Origin of the sequence: Bradyrhizobium shewense (genome assembly GCF_900094605.1) — a bacterium.
Classification (GTDB): Bacteria; Pseudomonadota; Alphaproteobacteria; order Rhizobiales; family Xanthobacteraceae; genus Bradyrhizobium; species Bradyrhizobium shewense.
The window spans coordinates 1-26,488 of the sequence record NZ_FMAI01000031.1; the positions used below are offsets into that span (position 1 = coordinate 1).

Consider the following 26,488-nt stretch of genomic DNA (forward strand, 5'->3'; position numbering starts at 1 on the left):
AGCTGCACGAACCCACTCGGCACCATGTAGTCCGGCAGCCGCGCACTTAAGTGCGCCCGCAAGGCGCCCGCAAACCCGCTTCCGTCGCCCTCGTCCGAGCCGGCCTCGGGCGCGCAGACGACATAGGCGATCAGATGCTTGTCACTGGGGCCGTTCTGGCGCGCCACCACCACCGCCTCGCGCACCCAGGCGTGCTCGCAAAGCTTTGCTACGATCTCGCCCGGCTCGATGCGATAGCCGCGGATCTTCACCTGATCGTCGTTACGGCCCAGGAACTCAAGATTGCCGTCCGGCAGATAACGTGCAAGGTCGCCGGTCCGGTACAGCCGATCGCCCTCGACAAAGGGACTGGCGATGAACCGCTCGGCTGTCAGCTCAGGGCGGTTCAGGTAGCCCCGTGCCACCCCCGCCCCGCCAATGTAAAGCTCGCCCACCGCGCCGAACGGCACCGGCGCGCCATGGCCATCCAGCAGGTACACCCGCGTGTCGGCGATTGGACGCCCGACGTGAGGCAGTTGGGGCCAACATGACGGATCAGCTGCAAGGTGGTGCTCGGAAATGACGCTGATTTCCGTGGACCCATATTGATTGATCAATCTCGCGTTCGGGTGTGCTTCGAAGAACGCCCTAAGCAGTGGAGTTGCCTGCAATCGCTCGCCGGCTGTATAAAGCTCTCTTAAAGAGGGTAGCTGCACGCGCTGCGTGCGCCAGACTTCCGCAAAATGATTCAATGCCACGAACGGGAGGAAAAGCCGCTCGATCGCCTCCCGCTCTACAAATTCCAATAGGTCGGAGAAGCGCCGCCGGGTCTCTTCCCGCAGGAGCACAAGCACTCCGCCGTCCTTCCAACAAATGAACAATTCCTGACAGGACACATCGAAGTTCAGGGTCGCGAATTGAAGTGTGCGCAGCTTTGACGTGCCAATCCCCGCAAGCGAATTCACAAGCGCGCCATGGGACATTTCAACGCCCTTGGGGATTCCTGTTGAGCCGGAGGTATAGATGACATAAGCGAGATGGCGCGAGGTCAGGCCAAGCGTGCCCGGGTCCGGGTTCGAAGCCGGCCGCTCGGCCCAAGGCGGGATCGCCGTCTCCAGATCGAGCACCGTCACATCGGCCAAGGCCTCGGCGCCCATTGCGGTTCGACCGGCGACATCGCAAAGCAGCAGTTTCGGTTTTGCATCGTCGACAATCTGCCGCAGCCGCGCTGACGGATAAGCCGGATCTAGCGGCAGATAGGCGCCGCCAGCCTTCAGGATCGCCAACAGACCAACCACCATCGCTAGGCTGCGTTCCAGGCAGATCGCCACCGGCTGGTCCGGCTCGACCCCGCGCTCGATCAGATGATGCGCCAGCCGGTTGGCCCGCGCATTGAGTTCGCCATAGCTCAGTCTCTCCTTCTCATGGACCACCGCCACCGCTTCCGGCGCCTTTTGCACCTGCGCCTCGAACAGCTCATGGATACATCGCTCATACGAACAAGGCGCCGCCGTCCGATTCAAATCCTCCAGTAGATACGCGCGCTCGTCAGTCGGCAGAATGCCGATTCGGCCGACAGGCTGCCCCGCATCGTCCATCACGCCGCGTAACAAAGCTTGCAAATGCTGCGTCATGCGGTCGATCTGCTTGGGCGGTAATCGAGCGGCATCAAAATGCCAACGGAAGCTCGCATCCAGAGCGCGAACCTCAAAGGTCAGCAAATCGCCGCATAAGGTTTGGCCAGCCTTGTGACTCGTCGACAGATCGTCGGCGACGGAACAGCTCTCTTTCGTGATTGCAATGCCGATCGGCCAAGGCTGGCGTGCCCGTAGCGCCTCCACTCCTCGCAATGTCGGGGAGCGCGCGATAAGATCTCGGGCAAAGCTAGCGTGCGTCCTCAGCTGAGCGACTTCGGCTGCTACGGTTTTGCGCACTTCTTCAAAATCATGAACAAGCTCAATGCAAATATCCATCGGCACGACGGAGGCGATCAACACCTCTACGAGTTTGCAGCCAGTTTGCAATCCGCCCCATGCAGGCTTCCATCCCAGTTGAAACTCTTTTTCCCCCGTCATCCGAGCGAGATAGATCAGCCAAGCCGTTACCAGATATTCCGATCGATCTTGTGGGGAAAGTTTAGCCAAAGCGCTTGGGCTGAACCACGAACTCGACTGCCATCGGGAAGGCGCCGCAGCCACGGACGACGACACGAAAGGAGGATGCAATATTCTAAACTGCTCGAGCCGCCGTCGCCAAAACCCCTCCCCACGCGCCAGCAGTTCATGTGCGGCAGATATGCTCTGCACCTGTTCATCGCTCAAGATCGGAAGGCGGCTTCCTTGATTCACGCAAATCGCTCACATCGGTTCGGATCTGTTTGGGGCTTAGGCTGATCTGCATTGATGTGGCGAAATCCTTCGCCGAAGCAGATCACTCAATCTTCCTGCCAATCTTCCGCATCACTAAATATCGTGCCCGACAGTATCGCAGCTGCCACTCAACCGCGTCAGAGTTTTTGGTAAGCGTTCTCATCGAACGACTTCTCCTCTATGGCGCTCTTTAGAGGATTACGCATGTCTCGTGCCAAAGGCGAAATCGAGTGCAATCAATGCGATAGCCACAGCAGTGCTATGTCAGCTGTCCAACAGCGTCGCCAGACATCGTACAACTCAGCGCGCTATCAATCGGCACAGGCCTCCGCTCGCCTGGTCTTCCGGACAGAGGAAAATGGACAGAAATGCCAAAATAATTCGTCAGCTCAGCCGAAGCGCATCGCGTGCGCATTTCGGAACACCGGCACAAAGACTTTTTCTGAGGTCCGCGCGTGCGGTACGAGGCAGTGCTGGATCGCTCGACTAACTGTTCTCGCAATTAGCGGCAGTCATGTTGGATTGGCGTTTCTTCGCATCCCTCAATATGTGGAGCCCGCCGGGTCGTCGAGCTTGTGGCGCTCGGTTCCGGTGAGGGGCGGGTTGAAGATGCTAACGAGGATCATGTCGTTGTTTCGTCCCCCGCGCAGGAAATGCTTGTCATGCTTGTCAAGCACATACATGTCACCCTTGCGAATGGGAAAGACATTGCCGTCCATGTCCTCGACCTCGCCCTCTCCGCCGATGCAGTAGCAGGCCTCGAGATGATGCCGGTATTGCAGAAGCGAAACAGTGTTAGCGCGCACCACGGTGTGGCAGATGCTAAAACCCATGCCGTCCTTATCCGTCAGAAGGCGGTGGCTAGTACCATTGCCCCAATCGACGAAGTGATCGGTTGCTTCGACGTCGTGCAGGCTACGCACAATCATAGATTTGCCCGGTGCAGGTTGACGTGATCGATCCAAAAGCTGGAGGCCGTTGTTCTGCCCCGAAACTGCGACTTCCCTGTCGTGCGGCCGACTGCAGTCTTCGTCGAAACAACCAACCGTCGGTCGCCGAGAGCCTGTGCAGTAGCCCTATGGGATCGGCTACAAGCCAAAGGCTTGCCATTTGCCCGACGGCGGCTAGTGAAAATATCGGCGCGAAGGTATTTCGCAGTCGAGCCAGATCGGTGCGCACCAACGTGATGTTCCACCTTTCGCGTGGTGCCGCCGCTTACCTTTGTATTCCTCAGAATGCTGCTGGAGATATTCCCGGCGACATAAACTGTCTCCAGTCGCAGATTTGGCAAGTCGTTTCCTTCCTTGCTGTGCCTCTCGCCGCGAACACGGTTCCGTAGCGTCTCAGCTAGTAGAGCAAATCTCATGCCGTGGTCGCAGACCGATGAAAGATGAAGTCGTGGCTGTCTCAGCTGGCCAGCGAGTGAGAACGATTTAGCTGGGCGTGTAGCTAATCTAACAAACTGCCGAGATATGGCCGAATACAAACAGGTCCGCGAGCGAGAACCGTTCGACCAGTGCGGCTTTCAGATCCGCTATGGGCAAATGCCGATACAGATTGAGCACCTGATACCCGACCCGGATGAACTCACGTGCAGGTCAGCAGATCAGGTCCTGGGGCTAGGCCAACAGCGGGCGGATATCATCGATTATTTGCCGGGTCGCGAGCTCATGATGACGCCGTCGGCGAGAAATCGCGTGGTCCCGAATGCGCGCGTCGTTCGCGGCTCGGGGCCTAGCTTACCGACATGTCCGTCCCCTTCGGAAGGCTAAACGCGAGCGGAAAGGTCTCGGCCGAAAGAGACAAGAGCGCGGTCTGCTCTTCGGTCAGGCGTCTTTCAATGAACTGACGTTCGACATCCGACAGGTTCGACTTCAGCAGGCGACGATAGCGGTGGATGTTGTTACGGTGAGCACGAATGCGGGCCAAATATTCATCGAGCATCCTGGACGCTCCTGAGGTCGTCGCAATCTCTACGAAGAGATATTCAGGCGAGCATGTCGTCGATCAACGCGCCGCCTGTCATCGCACCTCGGAACCCGTTCGGCAGGCGGATAAGGACCATGGCAGTTCGTGATATTATTCCTTCGCCTTGGCTAGCATTTCCATCGCGACGATCCGCAGCGTTTTTGGCTCACCATATGCCGTCTTTCTGCTCGGCTAGTCGCTCAAACAGAGCTGGACGCTTGTAAGGCGCAAGGAATAGTCGGTCACGCCCCCCGGCGCCGGACGCTTGTCGCCAACAAGCTCGCCCGTCAGTATTCTCTCCCGACGAGCTCAACATCGTTTGCCGATGTGCTATACGCATCTTCGTTGAGAACAGCTTCGTTTGAGAGTTTCGATGTCTCTTTCGATTGGATTGATTGTGGACGGCTATGTGAAACTAAACAACCGCGGCGCGCTGGAGAACCTTCTGGCGCATCGGCGGGAGCTACTGCAGCAGTTGAACTGCGTCACTGGAGTTGATCCGAAGCCAGCGATCGCTCAGGTCAGGCAAGACATCACAGTGATCGAAAGGGCACTTGCGGCGCTCGCGCAGGAGTAAACAGCAACGGCGCACCGGCTCGCGTGAGTTGACGGCCCTCCTGCGCCGTACACTGAGTTCGCCCTCGTTTCCGGACGAAGGTTATTAGCGGATGCCTAACCGTCATCGTGGCGCGCAAGGGTGCGTGCGCCAAGGCTTGGATGCGCTGCCTGTTGTGCGAGCTGCTCTCTGGTTTCAACGATCGGCCTCGCAGCGAGCAACGCGAACAACCGATCCACATCGGATAACGCCGCGTCTTGGATGAGGTTAGGCCGCCATCGATTTGCGATCACGATACACCTCTGCGAGCTGGCGGAACGCTATGCCGCAGGCGACGCGAGGGCGCGCGCGAACCTGGATAGCAGGCCAGAATCTTCAGCATTGTGACTTGGAAATTCACCTCAATGACAAACTATGTCCTAGATTTATCGCCACATCGTTGGTGCTCTGGAAAGAGCTTCCTGACCGATCTGTTTAAGCAGATCGGGGCGCGTCTCACCTCTGTTGGCGGCGGCCTCCAGGATTTTGGAGGCAACGTAGGCGCGGACGCCGACGTCATACGGTGAGACGCTCTCGCAAACCTCATCCAGGATCGTGCGCAGAAGCGCAGTCGTGGGACCGTCCAGCATTGGGAGAGCTCCCTCATACCATCGAGGAAGATAATGGGCATTTGCTGGCCCGCAACGCAAGTAAATCGGATCGTACGAGCCTTCCGCGACTGCCGGCCAGCCGATTTCCAGCGCGACGCAATGTCCAGCACCTCTACGATCGCTGATCCATTCCGGCAGCTCGCTTGATCGGCCTGCTTTTGTTTTCTCGTCGGTCGTCTCGGCTTAACAGACAAGCTTGCTAGAGCTCGGAGGCCAATGCGACGCCCTGCGATCACGCTCTGCGATTATGTAAGGCATGCTCGGCCATCTATCGCGCCGGACTGACTGGGCGGAAGCGGCAGGCCAATGCACGGACGGTGCTAGTTCGCTGGCGAGCCTCATCAGGGTCAATTGCGGCTAGAGGATTTGCCGTTTATCGCGCCTGCTGCGTCCAACCAATGCTTCGGCATACCTGCCCCGATGGAGTTGGTAGAAATCGCTTGCCACTGCCCTGCTCCGATGTCGTTTCACAAGACGCACTTATCGGCTCCAAACCCAAGCACTTCGCACCCTGCACTGTAGAGGGACCTGAATTCTTGCGGTGAAGCATATCTTTGCGTCAAAAACCAGCGCCCGCCCCACGTCTGGCGACGGAATCGGGCCACCGGCGCACGCGCTCGGTGCCCCTTGGCCCGCTGCCCCGGCCTCTCTCGAGGGAACTTCGCGAGGTCGTCCGCGCAATCGTGAAGTAATTTCATGGTCATGGGCGCGTGGTTATTGATCCATAATCGCACGTATTGGCAGCACACGACTTTGAGCGAACCTCCGGCAATGAACGCTTGCAGGTGGATGATCTCGATAGCGACTTGCGTTTTGGACACAGAAGCCTGGTGTAGCTGAAGGACCCCAGCACCGACACGCGAACGTCGCGTGAAAATTCATCGCGGGCGCTGCCGTAATGCAGGATTTGAGCGCGAGAGCGCGGCTCGTTGCATTAATCGATATTGCCATTTTTGTTACAGTCTCCGCCCAGAGCAATCACATGCAGCCGGAGGGCGGCTTATTCCGCGGCCACATTGTTGGGGGCCATTACTGCAACTGAGCATGAGCGACGAGCGAGATGGCGTCGGCGTAAGCCCTTTGCAGGGAGGGACCCAGCAACCAGCGCACCGCGGGCTGCGTGTGAAACGCTCCGATCCGACGCCGAGGCGCCTCGTTCAGGGAGAGAAGCGACTGGGCTGTTCAGATTATGCGCAGTGTTTGTCGAATTGGAAAGGAAGCTACATGAATCATCTCGGCAGCAGCCCTCGCCGCACAACATCTTTGATGACAGACGAACAGCACGAGCTGGAGCGCTGCAAGCAGGAGATTGCGCGCCTCAAACAGCTGGTTGTACGACTTTCTGAAATTGTTTTGCGCTACGTCGTACAGAGCGCGCAAAGCGGTCGGAATGTCCCGGAGCGCTTGAGCGAGCCGCCGAACTCATAATACGGAAAGCGAACTCGCACTTGGCTGCTCTCGGCAGCGCGGGAGCTGCCCAGCCTCGCTCCACCCCGTCAGCGGCAGAGCCAATCCCCGACCGACATCATGAGCTCGAGCGTGGGGCAGTTGTTCAGCACGCAAAGGGCAGTTCCGGATCGCCTTCGAGAGTTCTTCCAGGATGTTGAGGATTTCAGGGCCAACCCATCCGGTTCGACTGGTTCTCAGCGCAATCACTTGCGGATCTGGCTATGATGGCGACCAGGACAGGACTACGTTGTCGATCAACCGAGTCGAGCCGACATACGCTGCGACACAGAGCACCGCCGGATAGCGCAGAGGGCTCTCGGCAATCCTTAGGGTCCCAGTGTCGACAAGCTCAAGGTACTGCAGTCGATCGACCCTTTCCAAATGCTTTTTTGCAAGCGCAATCAGCGTTGCCGCGTCGCGCTCCCCTGAGGCAAACTCTTGCGCTGCGGCGAACAAGCCACGGCTGATCGCAAGGCTCCGACCACGTTCTTCCGGGCTGAGATAACGGTTGCGACTGCTCATTGCCAGCCCATCTGGCTCCCTCACGGTTGGCACAGTGACAATCTCGATCGGAAGATTCAGATCAACCGTCATGCGCCGTATCACAGCGCATTGCTGAAAATCCTTCTGTCCAAAGTACGTGACGTCCGGCTGCGCCATGTTCAATAGCTTGCAGACGACAGTCGCTACACCACGAAAATGTCCAGGCCTGAAAGCTCCGCAGAGCGGTTTTGCGAGTTCGCCCGGCTCGACAAAGCTCTCAAATTGAGCCGGATAGATCTCCTCTGCACTTGGCGCGAAGATGATGGAGACCCCCGCCCTGCGGCACAATGCTTCATCGCGCGCGAAGTCGCGAGGGTACCTGCTGAGATCCTCATTAGGGCCGAACTGAGTTGGTTGACGAAGATGCTAACGACAGTGACGTCGCAGTGTCCCCGGCTAGCCGAGATCAGGGCTAGGTGGCCGTCGTGCAGGTATCCCATTGTCGGAACGAATCCGATGCGCTTATCGGCATTGCGAACGTCTGCAAGGGCGCGACGCAGCTCAGCGACCTTCGTAATGACTTGCATTTCTTACCTTGATTCAGGTTGAATTGGAGGGCACCCAGTCGGCGATGGCATGCCGAAGCTGATCGGGAAGCCGATAGCACTCCTCTGAGCCCGGGAATGCACCTTTGCGGATATCGGCAGCCCAGCGCGACAGCGCCTCCTGGAACAGCTGGAATCCATTTGTATAGGCACGAACGAATTTGGGGCGATGGCCTTCGGTGAGCCCCAAGACATCATGAAACACGAGCACTTGGCCCGAGCAATTGGGCCCTGCTCCGATCCCGATGGTGGGTATCGTGAGAACTTCGGTTGCTCGCGCTGCGAGCTCGGCAGGAATGCCCTCCAGGACCAGCGCGAAGCAGCCGGCTTCCTGCAGGCGGTGCGCGTCATCGAGCAGCCGCAAGGCGGTATCCGTTGTCCTTCCCTGCACCTTGAATCCACCCATGACGTTGACGCTCTGCGGGGTCAGCCCGAGATGTCCCATCACAGGAATTTCGCAATCGACCAAGGCGCGTACCATCTCGATGCGTTTGGCACCACCCTCGAGTTTCACAGCATCGGCGCCGCGCTGCAGAAAACCTCCTGCATTGCGAATCGTATCCTCAGAACCGACATGAAAGCTCAGAAAGGGCATATCGGCCACAAGCAGGGCATGAGGCCTCGTGCGCGCAACAGCCTCTAGGTGATGATTCATCATGGCCACGCTGACGGGCAACGTGTTGTCGAATCCCAGGCAGACGTTTCCAACGCTATCGCCGACCAGGATGATGTCGACAATGGGATCCGCGATGCGCGCCGCAACCGCATCGTAGGCGGTAGTCATCACGACACGCCGTCCGTTATCCTTCCACTGCTGTAGTGCCGGAATCGTGACACGCTCTAGAGGCTGCTCTGAACTGTGGTTCATATTGGATTCGCTCCCTACACACGTCGGCGCTTCCTAGAGAAGGCGGGAGAAACCTGTCAATGGCATGGAGGATGGAGATCCCAGTTCTCTGAAACTGGAGAACAACGCAAAAATAGTCCAATGGTCGCGCAACCATGAGGCAAGACCTTCCTCATCGCGATTTCACCACCCGATGGCTCGTCTTCCCCTACAGTTTCAGCGACTATGCCAGCCGAAGCTTCGATCGAGGAGCGGCGCTCGCGACGAGCCACCATCTGCACGCGCTTTCTGAGCTGATTGCAGACTCTAAAACGGTGATGGCTCGACCGGACCGAGCTGCAGATGCACGCAGTAGGACTTCGTCTTCAGGGCACATCTCCGTGTCTGCCGCCCTAGGGATACTCGTGAGATTCCTGCTTCGGCGCTGGCGCAGCGAGCAAAGCAAACGGATGGTAGGCCAGGAACGTCCAAGCGTGACAGGCCGCTGTAAGCGCATCGAGAATCGTGGTCGAGTAAATGTCGTCGCGAAGGCGCTCAGACCGAGCCAGCCTGCTGGCCCTGTAGGTCCTGAAGTCGATTATTTTTGCCGATGTTTCTGTCACTTGATTTCCACGCGCTCTAGAGGGCCACTCGAATTCTCTGACCAGGGCCGTACCGGCACAACTCAGTCCATTCCTAAGCCGCTCGCCGCCATCGAAGCCATTTCTGATCGGCCTCCCGCCGCGCCTTGAAGCGGTTGACGCATTTCTTGGAGCAAAGGGCCGTTCGCCAGCAGTAATGGCGGATCAGCCCAAACTTTCCGCCGCATATCGCGCAGCATGTGGCTGAATGGTCGAGGGAATTACGGATGCCAATGTGCATTCTCGCCTCCTGTCAGACATTTACTTGGGAAGCCCCGCTGCCCTCTGAGCACAGCACCACGCGCGCACCAAAGGTGCGGTCGTCGCCCGGCGGCCCGTCTCCCTGGTTCTTGCAGCCATCAAGAGCCTTGACTCTGATGTGCGGCTGCCTCGCGAAGCAGTACTTTCCGCAGAATGCCTCGCCGAGAATTTGCTCAAGATAATGGATTTCTCTAATCGTAATTAACGCAATTCGCCCGACATTTCGGCCAAATGCTGCGCCTTTCTTGGCTCACCCGCAGGATTGCTGCGGCAATTGGAGCGGGAGCGCCTAAAGCAAAGTGCTTAAAGCACGATCAGCCTGCGAGCCGTGGGTGTTGCATCCTCGTGCACTATCAAGCGGCAGCAATACGGACACTTTCGCCTTGCAAGATCCTGTCACCGCGGACGGTTGCACAGTCCCATGCATCTCACATCAGCAAGTCAGCAGCGTCACGGATAGCAGCATAGATTTCATCAAGGTCGGCCGCCGTAACGCAGTAAGGTGGCATCACGTAGATCGTGTTACCGAGTGGGCGCAACAGCAGATTCCGCGCTTGGAAGAAAGCCAAAAGCTTCAGCCCGATGTCCGCCAGATAGCCGGCATCGCTCGTGTTGAGTTCAAGCGCTGTGACTGTTCCTGTGCGTCGGACGTTTGCGAACCGTGAATCGGCGCGGAATGGCGCGAGTGCCTGTTCTTGCATGCTGGCTAAGCATGCCAGCCGCCGGCGATATTCCTGATCCTGCCATAGCTCCAGATTAGCCTTGGCCGCGGCACAGGCCACTGGATTGGCCGTATATGAGCTCGAATGAAAAAACGTACGCGTGCGATCTTCAGAATAATGCGCATCGAAAATATCGCCACGACAGAGTGTGACGGCGAGCGGCAGCGCCCCAGCCGTGAGGCCTTTCGAATAGCAGGCAATATCGGGCGTGACATCGGCCTGCTCACACGCAAACAAGGTACCCGTCCGGCCCCAGCCGGTCATGACCTCGTCCGCAATAAACAGGACGTCGAAGGCTTCGCAGATCCGCTTCATCTCTCTTAGCACCGAGGGAGAATACATCAGCATTCCACCGGCGCCCAATATCAGGGGCTCCACGATAAAGGCAGCGGGATGTTCGTTTCGACAGGCGGTTTCAAGCGCATCGAGCGCTATTTGCTCACGATCTCTCGCCGGGAACGGAATCGAGGTCACCTCGAACATCAGCGCCCCGTAGGCCACATTGAAGACGCCTCGGCTACCTACCGACATCGCCCCGATCGTGTCGCCATGGTATGAGTGCTGCATCACAACAATTTGGGTTCGCTGTCTTCCGGTATTGTGCCAGTAGCCGAGCGCCATTTTCAGCGCGACTTCGACGCTGGTGGATCCGCTATCGGAGAAGAACACATGCTTGAGCGCCGGGGAGGTGACCTTCAATAGTTCCGTCGCAACTTGCTCAGCCGGGTCGTGAGTGTATCCGGCGAAGATGACCTGGTTGAGCTTGCCTGCTTGTTCTCGGATCGCGTTCACGATGCGTGGATGGCAATGGCCGTGGGTCACGACCCACCAGGAGGAGATTGCATCGATAAGGCGCCGGCCATCTTCGGTATAGAGATAAGCCCCCTCTCCCCGCAGCACCTTCGTCATGTCGCGCTGTAGAGCATGCTGCGTGAACGGGTGCCAGATCGGCGATCTCTTGGCTATCTTCATAGGTTCAGGAAATCGCTGCTAACAAAGGAGTGTTTGAAAGCGGCCTGTAGCCTATCGTCCGTGAGGGGTACAAGCCACGGGAGCCGCCCCAACCAACGCACTCTCCCGATCTCGCAAATCGCGCTTTCAGTTTCGGCGTTTCTTTCGCCAATGAACGCAATTCCAAGGATTCGAATCTGACGCTTCCGCAGAGCCTCTATGGATAGCAGGGAGTGATTGATTGTGCCCAGTCCCGTCCTTGCGCAAAGCACGACGGGAAGCTGCCAGCGCTCGAAGATGTCGATGTAGAGAGTGCGCGCTGTCAGCGGCACCATGAGTCCGCCGGCGCCCTCGATCACGAGTTGCCGCTCGCCGCTGTCCGGCAGTCGAAGCGTCTCTGTATCTACGCGAACGCCGTCGATTTCCGCGGAGTAATGGGGCGACGCAGGCGTCCGAAGTCGATAGAGCTCCGGGACAATCCGATCGGACGAGAGGCCGCCGAGGCGGCGGACGCACTCGGAGTCGGTCTCTTGTTCAACTCCAGCCTGGACCGGCTTCCAGTAATTCGCGCCGAGAAGGCCGGCGAGCCCTGCGGAAAATACCGTTTTGCCGACCCCGGTGTCCGTACCAGTCACGACGATCCGCTTATTCATCAAAACGAGCCCCTCGTCACCTCAACCAGCGCATCGAGCATTGCGCGCACGTCCGCTTCCCCAACATTGAGTGTCAACGAAATTCGCAAGCGGGCGGTGCCTGCAGGGACGGTTGGCGGCCGAATTCCGCGGATATCGAAGCCGCGCGCCTGCAGAGCAGAGGCAAGTCGCATTGCATGAGCATTGTCACCTACGATGTACGGCACGATCTGAGAGGTCGATGGAGTGCGCAAACCAAGCGAGGTGATCTGCCGATGCGCGAACGCAACGAGTTTGGCCAGCCGTTGCTGCCGCTCCGGCTCTTTCTGCAGGATGAGGAGTGCCTCTCGAACGGCAACGGCCATCAATGGTGATGGGGCGGTGGCAAAAATAAACGGACGGCAGCGGTTGACCATGAAATCGCGCAAGATGCCGGAGGCCGCAACAAGTGCACCCGCCACACCGAGCGCTTTGCCGCAGGTATGAACGACAATGAGATTTTCGCGCCTGTCATAAGGGGCCGTGAGCCCTCGTCCCTGATGCCCGTAAGCGCCTGTGGCATGAGCCTCATCCACGATCAGAAACGCGTCTTGGCGATCGGCGATTGCCACCAGCTCTTCGAGTGGAGCGAAGTCGCCATCCATACTGTAGAGACTTTCGGCCACAATCCAGACGCGGCCCGCTCCACCTTTGGTTCGCCAGTCGCGAATTGCGTCTTCGACTGACTGGGGATCATTGTGCGCGTGAATTCGACACTCTGCGCGGCCGGCCCGCGCCCCCTCATGAATACTGGCGTGCACGAGCGAATCGAGAACGAGCAGATCGCCGCGCTGCGGCAGCGTTGTCAGGAGGGCAAAATTTGCGATGTAGCCGCTTCCAAAAAAAAGCACTGCCTCCGCGCCAAAGAACTGAGCCGCTTCCATTTCGAGCCGTTCATGCTCCTCGCAATTGCCGCGCAGAAGCCGCGACCCTCCGGCTCCAACCGGAGTGCCCGCCTCGAGCGCGGCGACCATCGCCTTTTTGATGCGCGGGGCGCTCCCGAGCGCCAGATAGTCGTTCGATGCGAAATCGATCCCCACGCGCGGCTTGAGGCAGCGCAGCCGCTTATCTTCGTTCAAGGCATTCAACGCTGCGACGTAGGGACTAAGTCTAGCTGTTTGGATTGACCGCATTCACCACTCCAAGGATCGCATCAAATCGCGCAAAAATACGTTGGCCGTTTAAGACCCGTTAGGTTCAACTTGCCAGGATGCGATTGTCTCCGTCCACACGCACAAGGCGTGGCTTGAATATCTTTGCTTCGGCCTCCTCGAATGAGCCATATGCAACGATAATGATCTTGTCTCCGGGCATCGCCAGTCGTGCGGCCGCACCGTTCAGGCTTATCGTGCCAGACCTCGGCGGCGCTTCGATAACGTAGGTGGCAAAGCGCGTTCCTGTTTCGACATTGTAGATTTCGACGCGCTCGTTGATCATCATTCCTGCTGCCTCCAGGAGCGTTCGATCTATCGAGATCGAGCCTTCATAATGCAGATCAGCTTCAGTCACTGAGGCGCGATGGATTTTGCCCTTCATCAAAGTTATCTGCATTTCTCACCTAGGCGGGATGTAGGGGCAACATATTGCGCGCACTGCTTTCCTCAGGCGAGCCCGGACGTGATGCCGAGCCGAGCCAGCAGATCCGCGTCGCGATCAACTTTCGGGTTTTTGGTGGTCAAGAGCACGTCGCCAATGAAAATTGAATTTGCGCCGGCCAAGAAGCAAAGCGCCTGCAATTCATCGGTCATGTATTGCCGCCCAGCGGACAGGCGAACCACACTCCTCGGCATCATGATCCGCGCGGTCGCCAGGAGCCGGACCAACGCGATCGGATCGGGAGGCTCCGCGGTGTCTTCCACCGGCACGCCCTCGATCTCGTTCCACAGGTTGATCGGCACGCTTTCGGGATGGTTGGGAAGATTGGCGAGCAGCACGAGCATACCTAGGCGGTCCTCGACGCGCTCGCCCATGCCGATAATCCCGCCGCAGCAGATCTTGATGCCGGCATCGCGCACATGCGCCAACGTATCGATGCGGTCCTGCAGGCTGCGGGTGGTGATGATCTTGCTGTAAAACTCGGGCGATGTGTCGACATTGTGATTGTAAAAGTCAAGGCCGGCCTCGGCGAGGCGCGCGGCCTGCTTCGGTGTCAGCATGCCGAGCGTGACGCACGTTTCCATGCCGAGTCCTTTGACCGCGTTGACCATGTCGCAGACGGAATCAAGATCGCGATCTTTTGGCGTGCGCCAGGCCGCGGCCATGCAGAAGCGCGTGGCGCCGGCATCCTTCGCGCGCTGCGCGGTCGCAACCACATCGGCCCAACGCATCAGACGGGTCGTTTTCAGGCCGGTCTCGTAATGCGCGCTTTGCGAACAGTAGCCGCAGTCCTCCGGACAGCCGCCGGTCTTGATGCTGAGCAGGCTCGCAGTTTCGACGTGGTTTGGATCGAAATTGTTGCGATGAGCGCGCTGCGCATGAAGCATCAGGTCGGCAAAAGGAAGGTCGTAGAGGGCCTTAGCCTCGTCGACGTTCCAATTATTACGAACCTGCGCCGCGTTGCTTGCTTCCTTCGGTTGGACTTGCGCAGCAGCATCCATAACTCAATCCCGCCCAATTGTAGATAATCGCGTGAATTATCTATAGTCATCGCTTTCGAAGAGATGCTAATTGAGCTCCTTCGCAAATGCACCGGTTATTGCGGTAGATAATCTATGATCACTACTGACAACATGACGACGGTCGCGCGCATCGCGGACTCAATCGCTGAGCGCATTATCAGCGGTGCCTTAGAGCCAGGCGCGCCACTCCGTCAGGATCACGTGGCACGAGAATTCAATTCCAGCCACGTCCCCGTGCGCGAGGCCTTTTGGCAGCTGCAGGCACAACATCTTGTTGTCGCCGTGCCGCGGCGCGGTGTTCGGGTTGCCCCGCTCGATACCCGTTCAGTGAAGGAGATCGCCGAAATGCGCGCCGCGCTCGAAGTGGTGGCATTGCGCCATTCAGGGCCAAGGCTCACAACAGCTCACTTGGATAAGATCGAGCTCGCCTTGATCGAAGGAGACAATGCAAAGACGATCGAGGAGTTTGAGATGGCCAACCGCGCCTTTCACCAAGCCTTGGTCGCGCCGTGCGGAATGCCGCGTCTGCTCGCGAGCCTCGATGGACTGCAGCTTGCCAATTCTCGATTGGTGTTCGCGATGGCGCGATCGGTGGGCTGGCGACCGCGTTCCAATCAAGATCACCGCCTGATTCTGCAAGCCTTGCGAACGCGCAACGTCGATCAAGCCTGTAACCTGCTTGCGCGGCACATTCAAACCATTGAGCGCCTTGCCCTTGCGGCGTCCTGAGCAAATCTGGCAAGCTTCATTGCGGATCGCCGACGGTCGCAAGTGACGATCATGCGCCAAGCGACTAGCCTCGTTTGCAACGGGCTCTATTCCCAGATAGTTATCGCACCCGCTAGCGACATCTCCACGGACAGCCATGATTCGTCACATCGTCTTCTTCAGCGCCAAGGACGAGGCGCACATCGACCAGATCATCGAAGGTCTTTCGCTTCTCACCACGATACCACATACGCGCCGGCTTGAGGTTGCCCGCAACCGCAAGTCCGATCAACTCGGCAACGATATCGACATCGTGGTTTATGGTGAGTTCGACAGCGAGGCGGAGCTCGCAGCGTACAAAGCGCACGATCTCTACCAGGAGTCGATTAAACGGGTCCGACCGCTCCGCGAGCTGCGGTTCGCGGCCGACTACAATGTATCAATAGATACCCCTTTCGCCTCCACGGCAGGATGATCCAGGTGCTGTCGCAGCAAAAAATCCACCGCCGAGTTAACTTGGCAATGGGCCTCAAGTTCGGCCCATCGCAGACGAGCGTCGTTCTCATCGGGTGGGGCAATAGATGGAACGGCACTTTCACGACGTCAGCCGCCGGTGACCGATAACCCGATGTACGTTCGCGAGGTGCATTGGGTTGAACCTGTCACAGCGATGCGACGTCTTGGGCGTCGATCCCATCTCACGTTTCTCGATAGCGCAGCAAGGCACGAGCTGCTTGGGCGCTACTCATATCTAACGTGCGACCCGTTCAGCACCTATAGGGTCGCGAACGGCCAAGCCAGTTGGAACGGACTGACACTCGAGGCCGATCCATGGAAGGTCCTTCGCACGCTACTCGCGAAGTACCGGCAAGAGCATCGTCCCGATCTCCCGCCGTTCCAGGGAGGAGCGGCAGGCTACCTTGCCTACGACATGAACAGGACATTGGAGCGATTGTCTGCGCCGGCAATTGCCGGTCTGGGTTTGCCCCAATCCATCCTGCAATTTTATGACGTGATCATCAGCTTCGACCACCGGGATAATAAATGCTGGATCGTCTCGACCGGATGGCCGGAGCAGGATCGCGCACGACGGAGCGAACGAGCGCGTCGTCGAGCCGACGAGTTTGCAGCATTGCTTGCCGGTCCCAACGCGCCGCAGAATGGTTGTCCCAGCAAAGCGGGCGCATGGCGCTCGAACTTCAGCCGCGAGAGCTACATTACGGCGGTACAACGCGTGATCGACTTGATCCTGGCGGGTGACGTGTTCCAGGCGAATATTGCGCAGCGTTTCAGCACCCGCCTGTCGACCTCGTTTGATCCGCTCGCCTTCTATTGCCAGCTACGATCATTGAATCCAGCGCCTTTTGCGGCCCTGCTGCGATGGGGAAAGCTGACCATCGCATCAAGTTCGCCGGAACGATTCCTGAAGCTTGAGGGGCGACAAGTCGAGACACGCCCCATCAAGGGCACGATCGCGCGTTCGCCTGATTCCAAGGAAGACCACCGCCGTGCGGCTGTTCTCCTCGCTTCCGAAAAGGATCACGCCGAGAACACGATGATTGTCGACCTTTTGCGTAACGATCTGTCACGCGTTTGCACTGCGCATTCCGTCGAGGTTCCGGCCCTGTGCAATCTCGAGTCCTATGCCTCGGTGCACCATCTCGTGTCGATCGTTACGGGGAAACTTGCCGGAGAGGAAGACGCCGTTAGCCTGCTCCGTGCTTGCTTTCCCGGCGGCTCCATTACGGGAGCTCCAAAGCTGCGGTCGATGGAAATTATTACAGAAATCGAGCGCATAGCGCGAGAGGTCTATTGTGGGGCGATCGGCTTCATCGGCTTCAACGGGCACATGGATACAAGCATTGCGATCCGCACTGTCACGATCGACGGCGACCTGGCTGTGTTTCATGCGGGCAGCGGTATAACGGCCCTGTCGGAGCCCGAGGCCGAATACGAGGAAACGCTCGCCAAGGCAGAGCGAATCTTTGATGCATTTGGTTCTGAACCAGCTGGTGCATTTTGATTGTCATCATCGATAATTACGATTCCTTCGTGTTCAACATTGCCCGCTATTTCCACAAGCTCAGTGAAGCAACGGAAGTGATCCGAAACGACGCCATCAGCATCAGCGAGCTCGTTGGTCTCAAGCCGCGCGCGGTGGTCATATCGCCCGGCCCCTGCACCCCAACTGAGGCAGGAATATCGACAGCAGTGGTTCGCGAACTTTCAGGACGCGTACCAATTCTCGGCATCTGCCTTGGACATCAGTGTATTGCGAGCGTTTTCGGGGGACGGGTGGCGCGCGCGCATCGGCCCATGCACGGTCGGCGCTCATACGTGGCGCATGACGGCCGAGGGTTATTCAAGGGGCTGCCAACCCCGCTTGACGTCGGATGCTACCATTCTCTTATCGCCGAGCTTGATCAGTCATGTGCGCAGAACCTCAGAGTGACAGCGCGTTCGGAAGAAGGCGAGATCATGGCCCTCACGCACTGCTATTATCCCACCTATGGGGTCCAGTTCCATCCCGAGTCGATACTTACCTCACAGGGGCACGTCCTGCTTGTGAACTTCTTGCGGCTCGCAGAGGATTTCCGAAACCAAGCGGAGCAATGAGAGGCTCGGCCTGCCTATCAAGATGGTGGACCGTTGGTTTCCGGCGTGGTTGGAAGGCGCAGCGTCATATGGCAGGCATTTTGTGGTAATCAGCGCTGTTCCGTGCCAGTCAGCTGCGCGCCTCCGACAGAAACCGGACCTTGCGGTTTCGAGGGCCGGACGTCTCTCTTGGCCGGCTTGGATGTCGTGCGCACGGGCGGCGGGGAAGCAATAGGAGGAGAAGCAACAAGCGCCGGATTCTGCAGCTCCTCGATTCTCTGGGTCAGGGCTGCGATCTGATCCGAGATCCGCTTTAGCTCGGCTTGCTGCGCATCGACGTTGCGATTGAGCTCGGCAATTTCAGCGGCTGTCTTCTGCTGCCCTGATTGGATCCCTAAAAGGACGTCTCTATCCTCAGGCGACAAGCCAAGCGTGGGAGGCATGACTTCACGCGCCGGCAGCGCCTCGGCGAACGTTTCGATATTCGTCAAAAAATAGGCTCCTCCGGCGCAAAGAACGAGCAATACGGCTAGAAGAGCAAAGATCCACCGAAAGCCTTTCGACGGTCTCTGCAGGACCGGCGGCAACTCCGATGCTTGGGATTGATCCGTCACAGCCACACCCCGCTCTCATCCTCTCGATCTGCTTTGGGTGTTCTCGTTGCCGCGATCGCAGAAGATGGTCAAGAGCTACCGCGGGCCGCAACCCCGCTGCACCGTTTTCAGCAATGTTGTCCCCAAAGCCGGGGCTTGATCGCATCAGGGTTTTTACGAGCTCCGCATTGCGCTGCAGGTGGTGAGGTAAATAATGAGAGCCGGTAGAGGGGATTACCCGTGAAGCACATTCATACCTGCTTGCTCTTTAGGGGCCGCCCCACCGAAGGCTGTGCGCGTCGGGGATTTGCTAGGTTCCAGCGCTCCTGTGCCTGATTGTTCGAAGATCGATAGTTGTCGCGCCGAAGATTGATCTGGCGCAAAAATGCTGCGCAATCCAAGCAAAAAACGCCTGATGCGAGCGCAACCATAAGACTAACTATATCGTTCGATGGAGGGGGACTTACGTTGTTAGTGGGCAACTGCACGAAGCCCAGCCAGGAGATCAGGTCGGCCGCTCAGAAAGACGGGCACTACATGCGAAAACGAGGCGATTCGAGGAAGCGGATCCCTACGGATGCCTGAGCAGATCATCTGCAACCGCCGGACCTCCATACGTGGAAAACCATCCCAGCGCCCCTGTCCGGCTGCGTACCGTCTTGCTTGAGGTCTCGCAGGGATCCCAGCGCCACAAAGGTCGACAGCGGGATCTAAATGAACGCAAATGCGAGCAGGCTAGAGCAAAGCAGCGCAAGGCCCGCGGCGGTCAGTGCCAACAGGCTGCCGGACACAATGTCATGATTGCGCATGAGCCGTCCTTCATGGCGCCCGGAAGCAGCACGAGGGGGCGGCTGCCTTCGCGTTGAATAGCCAATCAACGGATTACTACTCAAATTCGCTGCACTATTCCTGCGGTCTGCAGGGGAAAATGCATTTTTTGAGCGCAATCGTCCCGCTGTTCGGCGGCTACCGGCGAGAACGAACGAGTATCAAAATTTGTGACGTGTTTGCTGGCCAATAGGCTGTGTGGGTGGGATGCCCCGTAAGAGCCTCCCCTCTCCTCCAAGGCACGGGATGTGAGCCGTTTCATAATTGCGATATATCGTCTCGAGTAATGCTTGTTGCATGCGGGTTCTCCTAATCCTCCTCGCGGCTTTTACGATCATGTTGGCGGCACGTGACCGGCACCAAAATGGCTTCGTGCCACGCCCGACGGCATCCATGCCCCCGGTCGACGTGCCGTAACCCAGGCACCTGCCTCTGTCGGCAAACGACTTGACGCACTTCATCAATATTAGGCAACCACTCAGACACATACTTGCGATCTGCACCGCTGCTGTAGGCAGCGCATCTCCCGCCCGTGGGGACGCTACGTCGTTCTGTCATTGCGGAGCTGGCGTAGCGGCACTTAAGTCCGGCAGCGCAGGCCCAAGCTCAAGGAGCCGATCGGCACACTTGGCTGGCCCCCATCTCAAACTGGGCGGACGACTATAAATTCAACGCCGGAAGGAAAGGACACCTATCGCTGGCATTTCGTCGACATCGACATCGAGCGGCCGACATATGACATCGCTCTTGATTGCAAGGATGAACGCGACCAGGGAACTTGCATCCTCGAAAGCACGCAAGCGAACACAACGGCAATCAAGCCGGTAACAAACTGCATGTTATCTTGCACGCGAAGCGATCCGACGGCAAGTCATATACGCGCGCGCCGACATTCAGCATGTGTGAGGACTCTCTGGTCGATCTCCAGGCGTATTCGTGGGGGGGTAAACTGATGCGCTGGATGCCGATCCGCTGCCGACAGTCGACCCCCCGCCCTACGATGAAGCACGAGTTGCTGCTTGCACGAACGATACGCACGCCCTGGGTATAAGAGCCTATCAGCTCCTGCCCGCAGGAACGCTGGACCACAACGATTCGGGCCACGCCGTAGAGTTCGGCAACGATTATGCCGTAGCCATCAAAGCGGACCTGGATCGCGAGCTGGTAAAGGGAGCCGCGCGTCTTAAGGCTATTCTGGAGGATGCACTCGGCAGTTCCTAGACGAACTGCCAAACTTAGGTCGGCCGCAAAACACCTCCCACTAATTCTCGATAATCATGATTTAACAAGATCAGTGTTAGATGCTTTGTACACTCGCATTCCGCACGATATCCCGAGGACGGTTCTGCGCGATGAGGTCGTGCGGCTTGAGGGCAATCCTTTTCGCATCGCCCCGAGCGCAGCACCTCGCTCTCTCATGAAATTAATGGACCCAAGGTGATTGGGACCTCTTCTCGGGCGCCGAATTCAGAGCGGCGCGCGAAGCGCGTACTAGGCAGTGAACCTATAAATCTGCCAAGCGGACGGGTTGCCAGAGTCCGCTAAGCACTGATAGCAACCAAAGTTTGCAGCGCAGCCAAATGTCGCGATGGGCCATGTGTGGACGGCTCCGGGTTGGCAAGGAGAATCTTCACGTCGCAGTATTGGTCGGAGCAGCCATGTGTTCGGCCTGTTAGTGCGGTTCACGTGACCGCTGGCCATAATGCCCTCCGCGGATCAGGTCCCGGTCAAAAGCACGCATTCGATGATGCTCTGGCCCAAGTGGGTTGTCCTGATCGCCGGATCGACCGGCACTGCATTACGTGCTGTTCGCCCTCCCAACCGTTACGTCACGCCGGCGATGTCTGCGATCTCGTTTAGGCCGCCAGCGCGGCCGGCTCCTGGTAGCGTTCGTTCTTCGCCATCATCGCCCAGGCCATCCTGGCGAGCTTGTTGGCAAGCGCGATGGCCGCGACCTTGGTGGGCCGCCGGGTCCACAATCGCGTGAGCCATGGCCGATGATCGGTGCCATGGATCTTGGCGTAGCGGATTACGGCGAGCGCGCCGGCCGTGAACAAGCTACGCAAATAACGATCGCCCTGCTTGCTGATGCTGCCGAGCTTGTCCTTGCCCCCGCTCGAGTTCTGCTTTGGTACGAGCCCAACCCATGCTGAGAAGTCCCGCCCCGATCGAAAGGCCTTGGGATCAGCAATACTGGCAACCAGCGCTGTTGCCAGCGCCGGCCCGACGCCCGGGATCGCATCCAGCCGTTTGCTCGTCGCATTTGATCGATGCCAGGCGATGATGCGGCGGTCAAACTCAAGGATCTGGGCCTTGAGCGCGCGCAATTGACCGCCAAGAGCAACAAGGCAGATCCGGGCGACCTCCGGGACTCGGTCTTCGGCTTTATCGGCGACGACTTCCAGCAATTGCTCGACGCCTCGCCGCCCAACAGGGGCGACAATCCCGAACTCGGCAAGATAGGCACGGATCGAGTTGATGACCGCGGTCTGCTGGCGGATGAAGAGGTGCCGCGCTCGGTGAAGCATTAGACAGCTCTGTTGCTCGACTGTCTTGGTCGGGACGAACCGCATGTTGGGTCTCGTCACCGCTTCACAGATCGCCTCCGCGTCCATCGCGTCGTTCTTCTGCCGCTTGACGTAGGGCTTCACATAGGCCGGAGGCATCAATCGAACCGTGTGCCCCAACGCCTGCAGCTCGCGCGACCAATGGTGCGACGATGCGCAAGCCTGATTCCCACTAGGCATGGCGGCAACTTCTGGAAAAACTCCAAGACGTGGCGGCGCCTCAACTGACGGCGTACGATCACTTGGCCGGCTGCATCAACGCCGTGCATTTGGAAGACCGACTTCGCAATATCAAGGCCAATCGTCGAAATTGAATGCATAGGCTGCTCCTCCGAATCGTGGGAGCCTCAAATCGGCACCCACTCCTTGGGACTCTCGTGCCGGTGGAGGAGCCGTCCACAGCATCAGAAGCAGACCGTCCACGCGGCAAGCTCATCTTCATCTTTGGTTTCTCTGGCCTGGACTCGCCTTAGAACCGACTTGCCGAATTTTCCCGACCGTGGTTACGACTTCTTAGTTGCTTCTTCCTACCTTGCGAGGCAACGGATTGCCCATGCGTCAAGACAAAGAACAAGAAAGCCGACGGGTCACCTTTGAGCACCGCTTGCCAGCGCAAATGATGGCGATCGATGGCACCTGGCGTCGCTCGTGTAGCCTCAAAGATGTGTCTGAAGTCGGCGCTACCCTTCAAGTTGAAGCGACGATTGAGGGGCTGGCCTTGAAGGAGTTTTTTCTTCTGCTCTCCTCGACGGGACTTGCCTATCGCCGATGCCAGCTTGAGCGAGTGAATGGCGAGGAATTGGAGGTCAGCTTCCTTCGCCAAAAGTCTAAGGCGACGAAATCTCCGGCTTAATCCGACACACATCGCGCCTGCCAAACATCTCGCATGCCAAATTTTCCCGGACAGGGAACCTTTTGCTTCTGTGCACTTTGTAACATCCTGCGAAAGTGTGCGTAGTGGGGGAAGCCTTGACGGAAATGCCATCCATCCTTGTCATCGAGGATGACGACGCGATCCAGAGCCTTGTTGAGGATGCGCTGAACGAGGGGGGCTTCGAGACAGCTGTCACAAGTACCGGCGAGGAAGCCGTGACCCTCCTTAAAGGGGGGCTCGTTACATACCGCGGCCTCGTGACTGACATCAATCTGCTGGGAAGGTTCAACGGCTGGGAGGTAGCGCGCGCAGCCCGTGAGGTCGATCCGAGCTTCCCCGTGGTCTATATGTCCGGCGTGGCCGCTGACGAGTGGCTGGTACAGGGCGTTCCCAACAGCATAATGCTTCGGAAACCGTTCGCACCCGCGCAGCTCGTGACGGCAGTTTCCCACCTCCTCAACGGCTGCTTGAGTCCCAAAGCACCAGACGGACCCTCCGGCTAGCTTGGTACTCGGATGGTGCGATTCTTCTTCGGCCTTTGCGGTTCAGAAAACGTCAGTGATCCCGGCGGCCTCGTCTTTGAGCACGAAATAGATGCCTTCCGTGCGGCACAAAGACTTGCTGAAGAAGTAGCAAGTAGCCGACCCCATTTGAGAGAAAATACATGGGTGGTCGTGAGTCGGAACGATAGCGCCAGCGCTTATTATCTGAGCCTTTAACATCATTCCCGATTGCCATTCCGTAACATGCCGTTACGAACCGGCGACGGCTTGCCGAGTACAACGCTGTCAGGAAGCAGACTTCGCTGCGCTTCGGGCTAGGGTCAGCCACGGGCCGTAACCGGGCTTAACCCGCCAACATCCAGACAGACGAAAAGCCGACGTTGGAACGCCGCCGGCTCAAGGGCTGCGGCAATCCGCGCTCGGTACGGCGATCTGGACCACCGCGCCGCTTTCCGCCGCAGCCAGAGGGCTAGTTGACAGCCCTTTGCAAATATAACTAGGGTGACTGCGACGGTTCTCCTTCGGGAGATCAATAGGGAATACGGTGCGGGGATCCCCCAACGCCGTGGCTGCCCCCGCAACTGTAAGCGGTGAGCCTTCGCCAAATTGCCACTGAGCCTGCGGGCTTGGGAAGGCGGCGACAGGCAACGACCCGCGAGCCAGGAGACCTGCCGTCAGTCGTGGTCACACGCGAGCACATTGGGCGGGGTGTCCTGGTGAGTGTTGAGTTGCCTTTTTTCTTGAGGCAGCGGCCAAGCTGCGTTCGCGGTGACGTGCCACGTTATCGCGAGTCCATTGATGCCCTCCCATACAATCTTCGCCCCGCGGCATCGCCGCGCGTTGTTCAGTTCAGTTGCATTCTCCTGCTTCGCCTTGTCGACCGATGGCTGGGCACAATCCGGAAGTTCGACCCAGACGCTCGACCCCGTGGTGGTGCAGCATACGGCAACCCCGAATGCGCGCAGCACCCGACGCGGCGCGACCGCGCGCTCCGTGCGTTCACACCAGCAACGCAACGCGGCTGCCAACGCCAATAAACCCGCTGCCAGCCTGACGGGTCCCGTTTTCGCCGCACCGACGCTCAACCTCACCGGCGCCAGCACGGCCGGCAGCCGGCTGGGCCTGACGCGGCTGCAGACGCCGGCCAGCGTGGAGGTGATCTCCGCCGAGACCATCTCCGAACGCGGCCAGCAGAACATCCTCGAGGCGGTGACGCAGAACGCCACCGGCTTCACGGCGAGCCCTGCCCCCGGCAATGGCGGCGTCTCCTTCAACACCCGCGGCTTCACTGGCCTCGGGTCCGTCATGACGTTGTACGACGGCACCCAGCTCTATATCGGCGCCGGGACCATGACCTTTCCGTTCGACACCTGGTCGACCGAGCGCATCGAGGTGTTGCGCGGCCCTGCGTCGGTGATGTATGGCGCAGGTGCGGTGGGCGGCGCCATCAACGTCGTTTCGAAACTGCCGTTGTGGGTTCCTCGCAACCAAGCCGAGATCTCGCTGGACAGCAACATGACGCGGCGAATTGCCGTGGACAGTGGCGGTCCGGTCAGCAAGGACGTCGCCTACCGGATCACCGCCTCCGGCAACATGTCCGACGGCTGGGTCGACCGCGACGACACCTCGAATGTCGCCCTTCATGCCGTGGTCCAGGTCAAGCAGAACGAAGACGTCACCTGGACGCTGTCTACAGATTACGGTGATCGCAAGCCGTCACGCTACTTCGGCACGCCGCTGATCAACGGCAGGCTCGATGAAGCGCTACGCTTCAAGAATTACAACGTCAGCGACAGCCATATCCGGTACCAGGACAGCTGGAATCAGGTGAAGACCGAATGGCAAGTCGCCGACGGAATCTCGATTCAGAACTCACTCTACTATTTGAACTCCAAGCGACACTGGAAGGACGTCGAAAGCTACGCCTACAATCCCGTCACCGGCCTGATCAACCGAAGCAGCTATATCGAGATTTTTCACGATCAACAGCAGGTCGGCAATCGCATGGATGCGAAATTTCGCGGGCATGTCCTTGGCATGGCCAATGAGTTCCTCGCAGGCTTCGACGTCAACAGCATCAACTTTACCCACACCAACAATTCGCCCTACGGTGGCTCGTCGTCCGTCAACCCGTTCAATTTCGCTCCGGGCGTATTCAACAGCCCGAACGCCACAGTTCCCGGCTACGGCAGCGTGACCAACCAGTACGCGCTGTTTGCCGAGAACAGGCTGTCGGTCACCGAGCAGCTGTCCTTGATTGCCGGCATCCGTCAGGATGAGCCCACGATCACGCGCACCGACTATGTCACGCCCGCCAACAGCTTCGAAAAGTCGTTCTCCTCGACAACCTGGCGCGCGGGTGCGGTCTACACGCCGGTCAGGGATCTCGCTTTCTATGGCCAGTATTCCACCGCAGTCGATCCGGTCGGAGGGCTCATCTCACTGTCCTCCGCAAACAAGAACTTCGACCTCGCCACCGGCCGACAGATCGAGATCGGCGTCAAGCAATCGTTCTGGGGCGGCCGCGGCGAATGGACCTTGGCCGGCTATGAGATCGTGAAGAACAACCTTCTGGCGCGCGATCCCAACGTCCCGTCTCTGACCGTCCAGGTCGGCCAGCAATCATCGCGCGGCGTCGAAGCGTCAGTGGGTTTTCTGCTCGATCATGGCTGGCGCATCGATGCCAATACCGCCTTCCTGCGTGCGAGATACGATGACTTCGTGCAGGCGGTCGGCGGCGGAAGCGTCAACTATGCCGGCAACGTACCGGTCAATGTGCCGCAGAACGTCTCCAACATCTGGGCGACCTGGGCCTTCGCACCGAACTGGTCAGCCAACGCAGGCGTGCAGATCGTTGGCAAGACCTATGCGGACAACGCCAACACGGTGACGCGCCCGGCCTACAACATTGTCAATGCCGGTGTGCAGTGGAAGCCCGACCTCAACACCACCGTGTCGTTCCGCATCTACAATCTCTTCGACGAGGTCTACACGACGTCGGGCGGCACCACGCAGTGGCTACTCGGCATGCCGCGCACGGCGCAGCTTGCGGTCAACGTGAAGTTCTGAGC

Annotated in this window: 21 protein-coding genes, 2 pseudogenes and 1 riboswitch; of the genes and pseudogenes, 10 read left to right on the forward strand and 13 right to left on the reverse strand. The window is 58.6% G+C overall.

The window, feature by feature from the left end; translation table 11 throughout:
* The 3 genes from GA0061098_RS36455 to GA0061098_RS36470 all read right to left on the reverse strand — a co-directional run.
* Window positions 1-2,300: non-ribosomal peptide synthetase (locus GA0061098_RS36455; protein ID WP_245323815.1), on the reverse strand; the 2,300-nt coding region annotated here is incomplete at its 3' end.
* Window positions 2,301-2,890: 590 nt separating this feature from the next.
* A complete protein-coding gene (locus tag GA0061098_RS36465; RefSeq protein ID WP_091966201.1) occupies window positions 2,891-3,277 on the reverse strand; it encodes an ectoine synthase in 387 nt (128 codons plus the stop codon).
* A gap of 805 nt (window positions 3,278-4,082) precedes the next feature.
* Window positions 4,083-4,292 carry a hypothetical protein gene (locus GA0061098_RS36470; protein ID WP_091966202.1) on the reverse strand — a complete coding sequence of 70 codons (210 nt, stop codon included), beginning with the start codon at window positions 4,290-4,292 and terminating at the stop codon, window positions 4,083-4,085.
* Between the two features lie 397 nt (window positions 4,293-4,689).
* Here GA0061098_RS36470 and GA0061098_RS36475 point away from each other — a divergent pair, with 397 nt between their 5' ends.
* Window positions 4,690-4,893, forward strand: a complete 204-nt coding sequence (locus GA0061098_RS36475) for a hypothetical protein (RefSeq protein WP_091966203.1) — start codon at window positions 4,690-4,692, stop codon at window positions 4,891-4,893.
* 404 nt (window positions 4,894-5,297) lie between these two features.
* Here the strand turns inward: GA0061098_RS36475 and GA0061098_RS45365 are convergent, their stop codons facing one another.
* On the reverse strand, window positions 5,298-5,501 hold the full coding sequence (locus GA0061098_RS45365; RefSeq protein WP_165637829.1) for a hypothetical protein: 204 nt from the start codon (window positions 5,499-5,501) through the stop codon (window positions 5,298-5,300).
* Between the two features lie 1,245 nt (window positions 5,502-6,746).
* Here GA0061098_RS45365 and GA0061098_RS36490 point away from each other — a divergent pair.
* Window positions 6,747-6,950 carry a hypothetical protein gene (locus GA0061098_RS36490; RefSeq protein ID WP_091966246.1) on the forward strand — a complete coding sequence of 68 codons (204 nt, stop codon included), beginning with the start codon at window positions 6,747-6,749 and terminating at the stop codon, window positions 6,948-6,950.
* Between the two features lie 240 nt (window positions 6,951-7,190).
* Here GA0061098_RS36490 and panC read toward each other — a convergent pair.
* The 7 genes and pseudogenes from panC to bioB all read right to left on the reverse strand — a co-directional run bounded on the left by panC (window position 7,191) and on the right by bioB (window position 14,728).
* Window positions 7,191-8,041 (reverse strand): annotated as a pseudogene (panC, locus tag GA0061098_RS36500) (pantoate--beta-alanine ligase).
* 13 nt (window positions 8,042-8,054) lie between these two features.
* A complete protein-coding gene (panB, locus tag GA0061098_RS36505; RefSeq protein WP_091966204.1) occupies window positions 8,055-8,927 on the reverse strand; it encodes a 3-methyl-2-oxobutanoate hydroxymethyltransferase in 873 nt (290 codons plus the stop codon).
* A 1,288-nt stretch (window positions 8,928-10,215) separates the two neighbouring features.
* Window positions 10,216-11,481: an adenosylmethionine--8-amino-7-oxononanoate transaminase gene (locus GA0061098_RS36520; RefSeq protein WP_091966206.1), complete on the reverse strand. Its 1,266-nt coding sequence runs from the start codon at window positions 11,479-11,481 to the stop codon at window positions 10,216-10,218.
* A complete protein-coding gene (bioD, locus tag GA0061098_RS36525; RefSeq protein ID WP_091966207.1) occupies window positions 11,478-12,113 on the reverse strand; it encodes a dethiobiotin synthase in 636 nt (211 codons plus the stop codon). Before bioD ends, GA0061098_RS36520 begins: the two co-directional genes overlap by 4 nt.
* Window positions 12,113-13,264: an 8-amino-7-oxononanoate synthase gene (locus GA0061098_RS36530; protein WP_091966208.1), complete on the reverse strand. Its 1,152-nt coding sequence runs from the start codon at window positions 13,262-13,264 to the stop codon at window positions 12,113-12,115. Before GA0061098_RS36530 ends, bioD begins: the two co-directional genes overlap by 1 nt.
* 64 nt (window positions 13,265-13,328) lie before the next feature.
* Window positions 13,329-13,682, reverse strand: coding sequence for an aspartate 1-decarboxylase (panD, locus tag GA0061098_RS36535; protein WP_091966209.1), 354 nt, complete (start codon window positions 13,680-13,682; stop codon window positions 13,329-13,331).
* A 50-nt stretch (window positions 13,683-13,732) separates the two neighbouring features.
* Window positions 13,733-14,728, reverse strand: coding sequence for a biotin synthase BioB (gene bioB / locus GA0061098_RS36540; RefSeq protein WP_091966210.1), 996 nt, complete (start codon window positions 14,726-14,728; stop codon window positions 13,733-13,735).
* Window positions 14,729-14,842: 114 nt separating this feature from the next.
* On the opposite strand from bioB, the gene GA0061098_RS36545 reads away from it, so the two are divergent.
* From GA0061098_RS36545 to GA0061098_RS36560, 4 genes are all read left to right on the forward strand, one after another.
* The gene (locus tag GA0061098_RS36545; protein WP_091966211.1) at window positions 14,843-15,478 is read left to right on the forward strand and encodes a GntR family transcriptional regulator; all 636 of its coding nucleotides are present in this window, start codon (window positions 14,843-14,845) and stop codon (window positions 15,476-15,478) included.
* A 136-nt stretch (window positions 15,479-15,614) separates the two neighbouring features.
* Entirely contained in the window at window positions 15,615-15,932 is a 318-nt protein-coding gene (locus GA0061098_RS36550; RefSeq protein ID WP_091966212.1) for a Dabb family protein, read from the forward strand.
* A 153-nt stretch (window positions 15,933-16,085) separates the two neighbouring features.
* Entirely contained in the window at window positions 16,086-17,480 is a 1,395-nt protein-coding gene (pabB, locus tag GA0061098_RS36555; protein ID WP_165637830.1) for an aminodeoxychorismate synthase component I, read from the forward strand.
* Window positions 17,477-18,073, forward strand: coding sequence for an anthranilate synthase component II (locus GA0061098_RS36560; protein ID WP_165637831.1), 597 nt, complete (start codon window positions 17,477-17,479; stop codon window positions 18,071-18,073). Before pabB ends, GA0061098_RS36560 begins: the two co-directional genes overlap by 4 nt.
* A gap of 89 nt (window positions 18,074-18,162) precedes the next feature.
* Here the strand turns inward: GA0061098_RS36560 and GA0061098_RS36565 are convergent, their stop codons facing one another.
* Both GA0061098_RS36565 and GA0061098_RS36575 read right to left on the reverse strand, forming a co-directional pair.
* Window positions 18,163-18,543 carry a hypothetical protein gene (locus GA0061098_RS36565; RefSeq protein WP_245323817.1) on the reverse strand — a complete coding sequence of 127 codons (381 nt, stop codon included), beginning with the start codon at window positions 18,541-18,543 and terminating at the stop codon, window positions 18,163-18,165.
* Between the two features lie 2,786 nt (window positions 18,544-21,329).
* Window positions 21,330-22,360, reverse strand: a pseudogene (locus tag GA0061098_RS36575) (IS110 family RNA-guided transposase).
* 233 nt (window positions 22,361-22,593) lie between these two features.
* Between GA0061098_RS36575 and GA0061098_RS36580 the strand changes: the two are divergent.
* The 4 genes from GA0061098_RS36580 to GA0061098_RS36595 all read left to right on the forward strand — a co-directional run bounded on the left by GA0061098_RS36580 (window position 22,594) and on the right by GA0061098_RS36595 (window position 26,486).
* The gene (locus GA0061098_RS36580) at window positions 22,594-22,893 is read left to right on the forward strand and encodes a hypothetical protein (RefSeq protein ID WP_091966178.1); all 300 of its coding nucleotides are present in this window, start codon (window positions 22,594-22,596) and stop codon (window positions 22,891-22,893) included.
* A gap of 125 nt (window positions 22,894-23,018) precedes the next feature.
* Entirely contained in the window at window positions 23,019-23,417 is a 399-nt protein-coding gene (locus GA0061098_RS36585) for a response regulator (protein WP_091966248.1), read from the forward strand.
* A gap of 12 nt (window positions 23,418-23,429) precedes the next feature.
* Window positions 23,430-23,633, forward strand: coding sequence for a DUF6894 family protein (locus GA0061098_RS47530; RefSeq protein ID WP_430649288.1), 204 nt, complete (start codon window positions 23,430-23,432; stop codon window positions 23,631-23,633).
* Between the two features lie 278 nt (window positions 23,634-23,911).
* Window positions 23,912-24,107, forward strand: a riboswitch (cobalamin riboswitch).
* Window positions 24,108-24,215: 108 nt separating this feature from the next.
* Window positions 24,216-26,486 (forward strand): TonB-dependent receptor, encoded by a 2,271-nt coding sequence (locus tag GA0061098_RS36595; protein WP_091966216.1) that lies wholly within the window; start codon window positions 24,216-24,218, stop codon window positions 26,484-26,486.
* The last annotated feature ends 2 nt before the right edge of the window (window positions 26,487-26,488 follow it).

What these genes read in the sequence shown, in the direction of transcription:
- GA0061098_RS36465 (WP_091966201.1), bottom strand. Translation starts at nt 3,277, where the DNA reads ATGATTGTGCGTAGCCTGCACGACGTCGAAGCAACCGATCACTTCGTC.
- GA0061098_RS36470 (WP_091966202.1), bottom strand. Translation starts at nt 4,292, where the DNA reads ATGCTCGATGAATATTTGGCCCGCATTCGTGCTCACCGTAACAACATC.
- GA0061098_RS36475 (WP_091966203.1), top strand. Translation starts at nt 4,690, where the DNA reads ATGTCTCTTTCGATTGGATTGATTGTGGACGGCTATGTGAAACTAAAC.
- GA0061098_RS45365 (WP_165637829.1), bottom strand. Translation starts at nt 5,501, where the DNA reads ATGCTGGACGGTCCCACGACTGCGCTTCTGCGCACGATCCTGGATGAG.
- GA0061098_RS36490 (WP_091966246.1), top strand. Translation starts at nt 6,747, where the DNA reads ATGAATCATCTCGGCAGCAGCCCTCGCCGCACAACATCTTTGATGACA.
- panB (WP_091966204.1), bottom strand. Translation starts at nt 8,927, where the DNA reads ATGAACCACAGTTCAGAGCAGCCTCTAGAGCGTGTCACGATTCCGGCA.
- GA0061098_RS36520 (WP_091966206.1), bottom strand. Translation starts at nt 11,481, where the DNA reads ATGAAGATAGCCAAGAGATCGCCGATCTGGCACCCGTTCACGCAGCAT.
- bioD (WP_091966207.1), bottom strand. Translation starts at nt 12,113, where the DNA reads ATGAATAAGCGGATCGTCGTGACTGGTACGGACACCGGGGTCGGCAAA.
- GA0061098_RS36530 (WP_091966208.1), bottom strand. Translation starts at nt 13,264, where the DNA reads ATGCGGTCAATCCAAACAGCTAGACTTAGTCCCTACGTCGCAGCGTTG.
- panD (WP_091966209.1), bottom strand. Translation starts at nt 13,682, where the DNA reads ATGCAGATAACTTTGATGAAGGGCAAAATCCATCGCGCCTCAGTGACT.
- bioB (WP_091966210.1), bottom strand. Translation starts at nt 14,728, where the DNA reads ATGGATGCTGCTGCGCAAGTCCAACCGAAGGAAGCAAGCAACGCGGCG.
- GA0061098_RS36545 (WP_091966211.1), top strand. Translation starts at nt 14,843, where the DNA reads ATGATCACTACTGACAACATGACGACGGTCGCGCGCATCGCGGACTCA.
- GA0061098_RS36550 (WP_091966212.1), top strand. Translation starts at nt 15,615, where the DNA reads ATGATTCGTCACATCGTCTTCTTCAGCGCCAAGGACGAGGCGCACATC.
- pabB (WP_165637830.1), top strand. Translation starts at nt 16,086, where the DNA reads ATGTACGTTCGCGAGGTGCATTGGGTTGAACCTGTCACAGCGATGCGA.
- GA0061098_RS36580 (WP_091966178.1), top strand. Translation starts at nt 22,594, where the DNA reads ATGCGTCAAGACAAAGAACAAGAAAGCCGACGGGTCACCTTTGAGCAC.
- GA0061098_RS36585 (WP_091966248.1), top strand. Translation starts at nt 23,019, where the DNA reads ATGCCATCCATCCTTGTCATCGAGGATGACGACGCGATCCAGAGCCTT.
- GA0061098_RS47530 (WP_430649288.1), top strand. Translation starts at nt 23,430, where the DNA reads ATGGTGCGATTCTTCTTCGGCCTTTGCGGTTCAGAAAACGTCAGTGAT.
- GA0061098_RS36595 (WP_091966216.1), top strand. Translation starts at nt 24,216, where the DNA reads ATGCCCTCCCATACAATCTTCGCCCCGCGGCATCGCCGCGCGTTGTTC.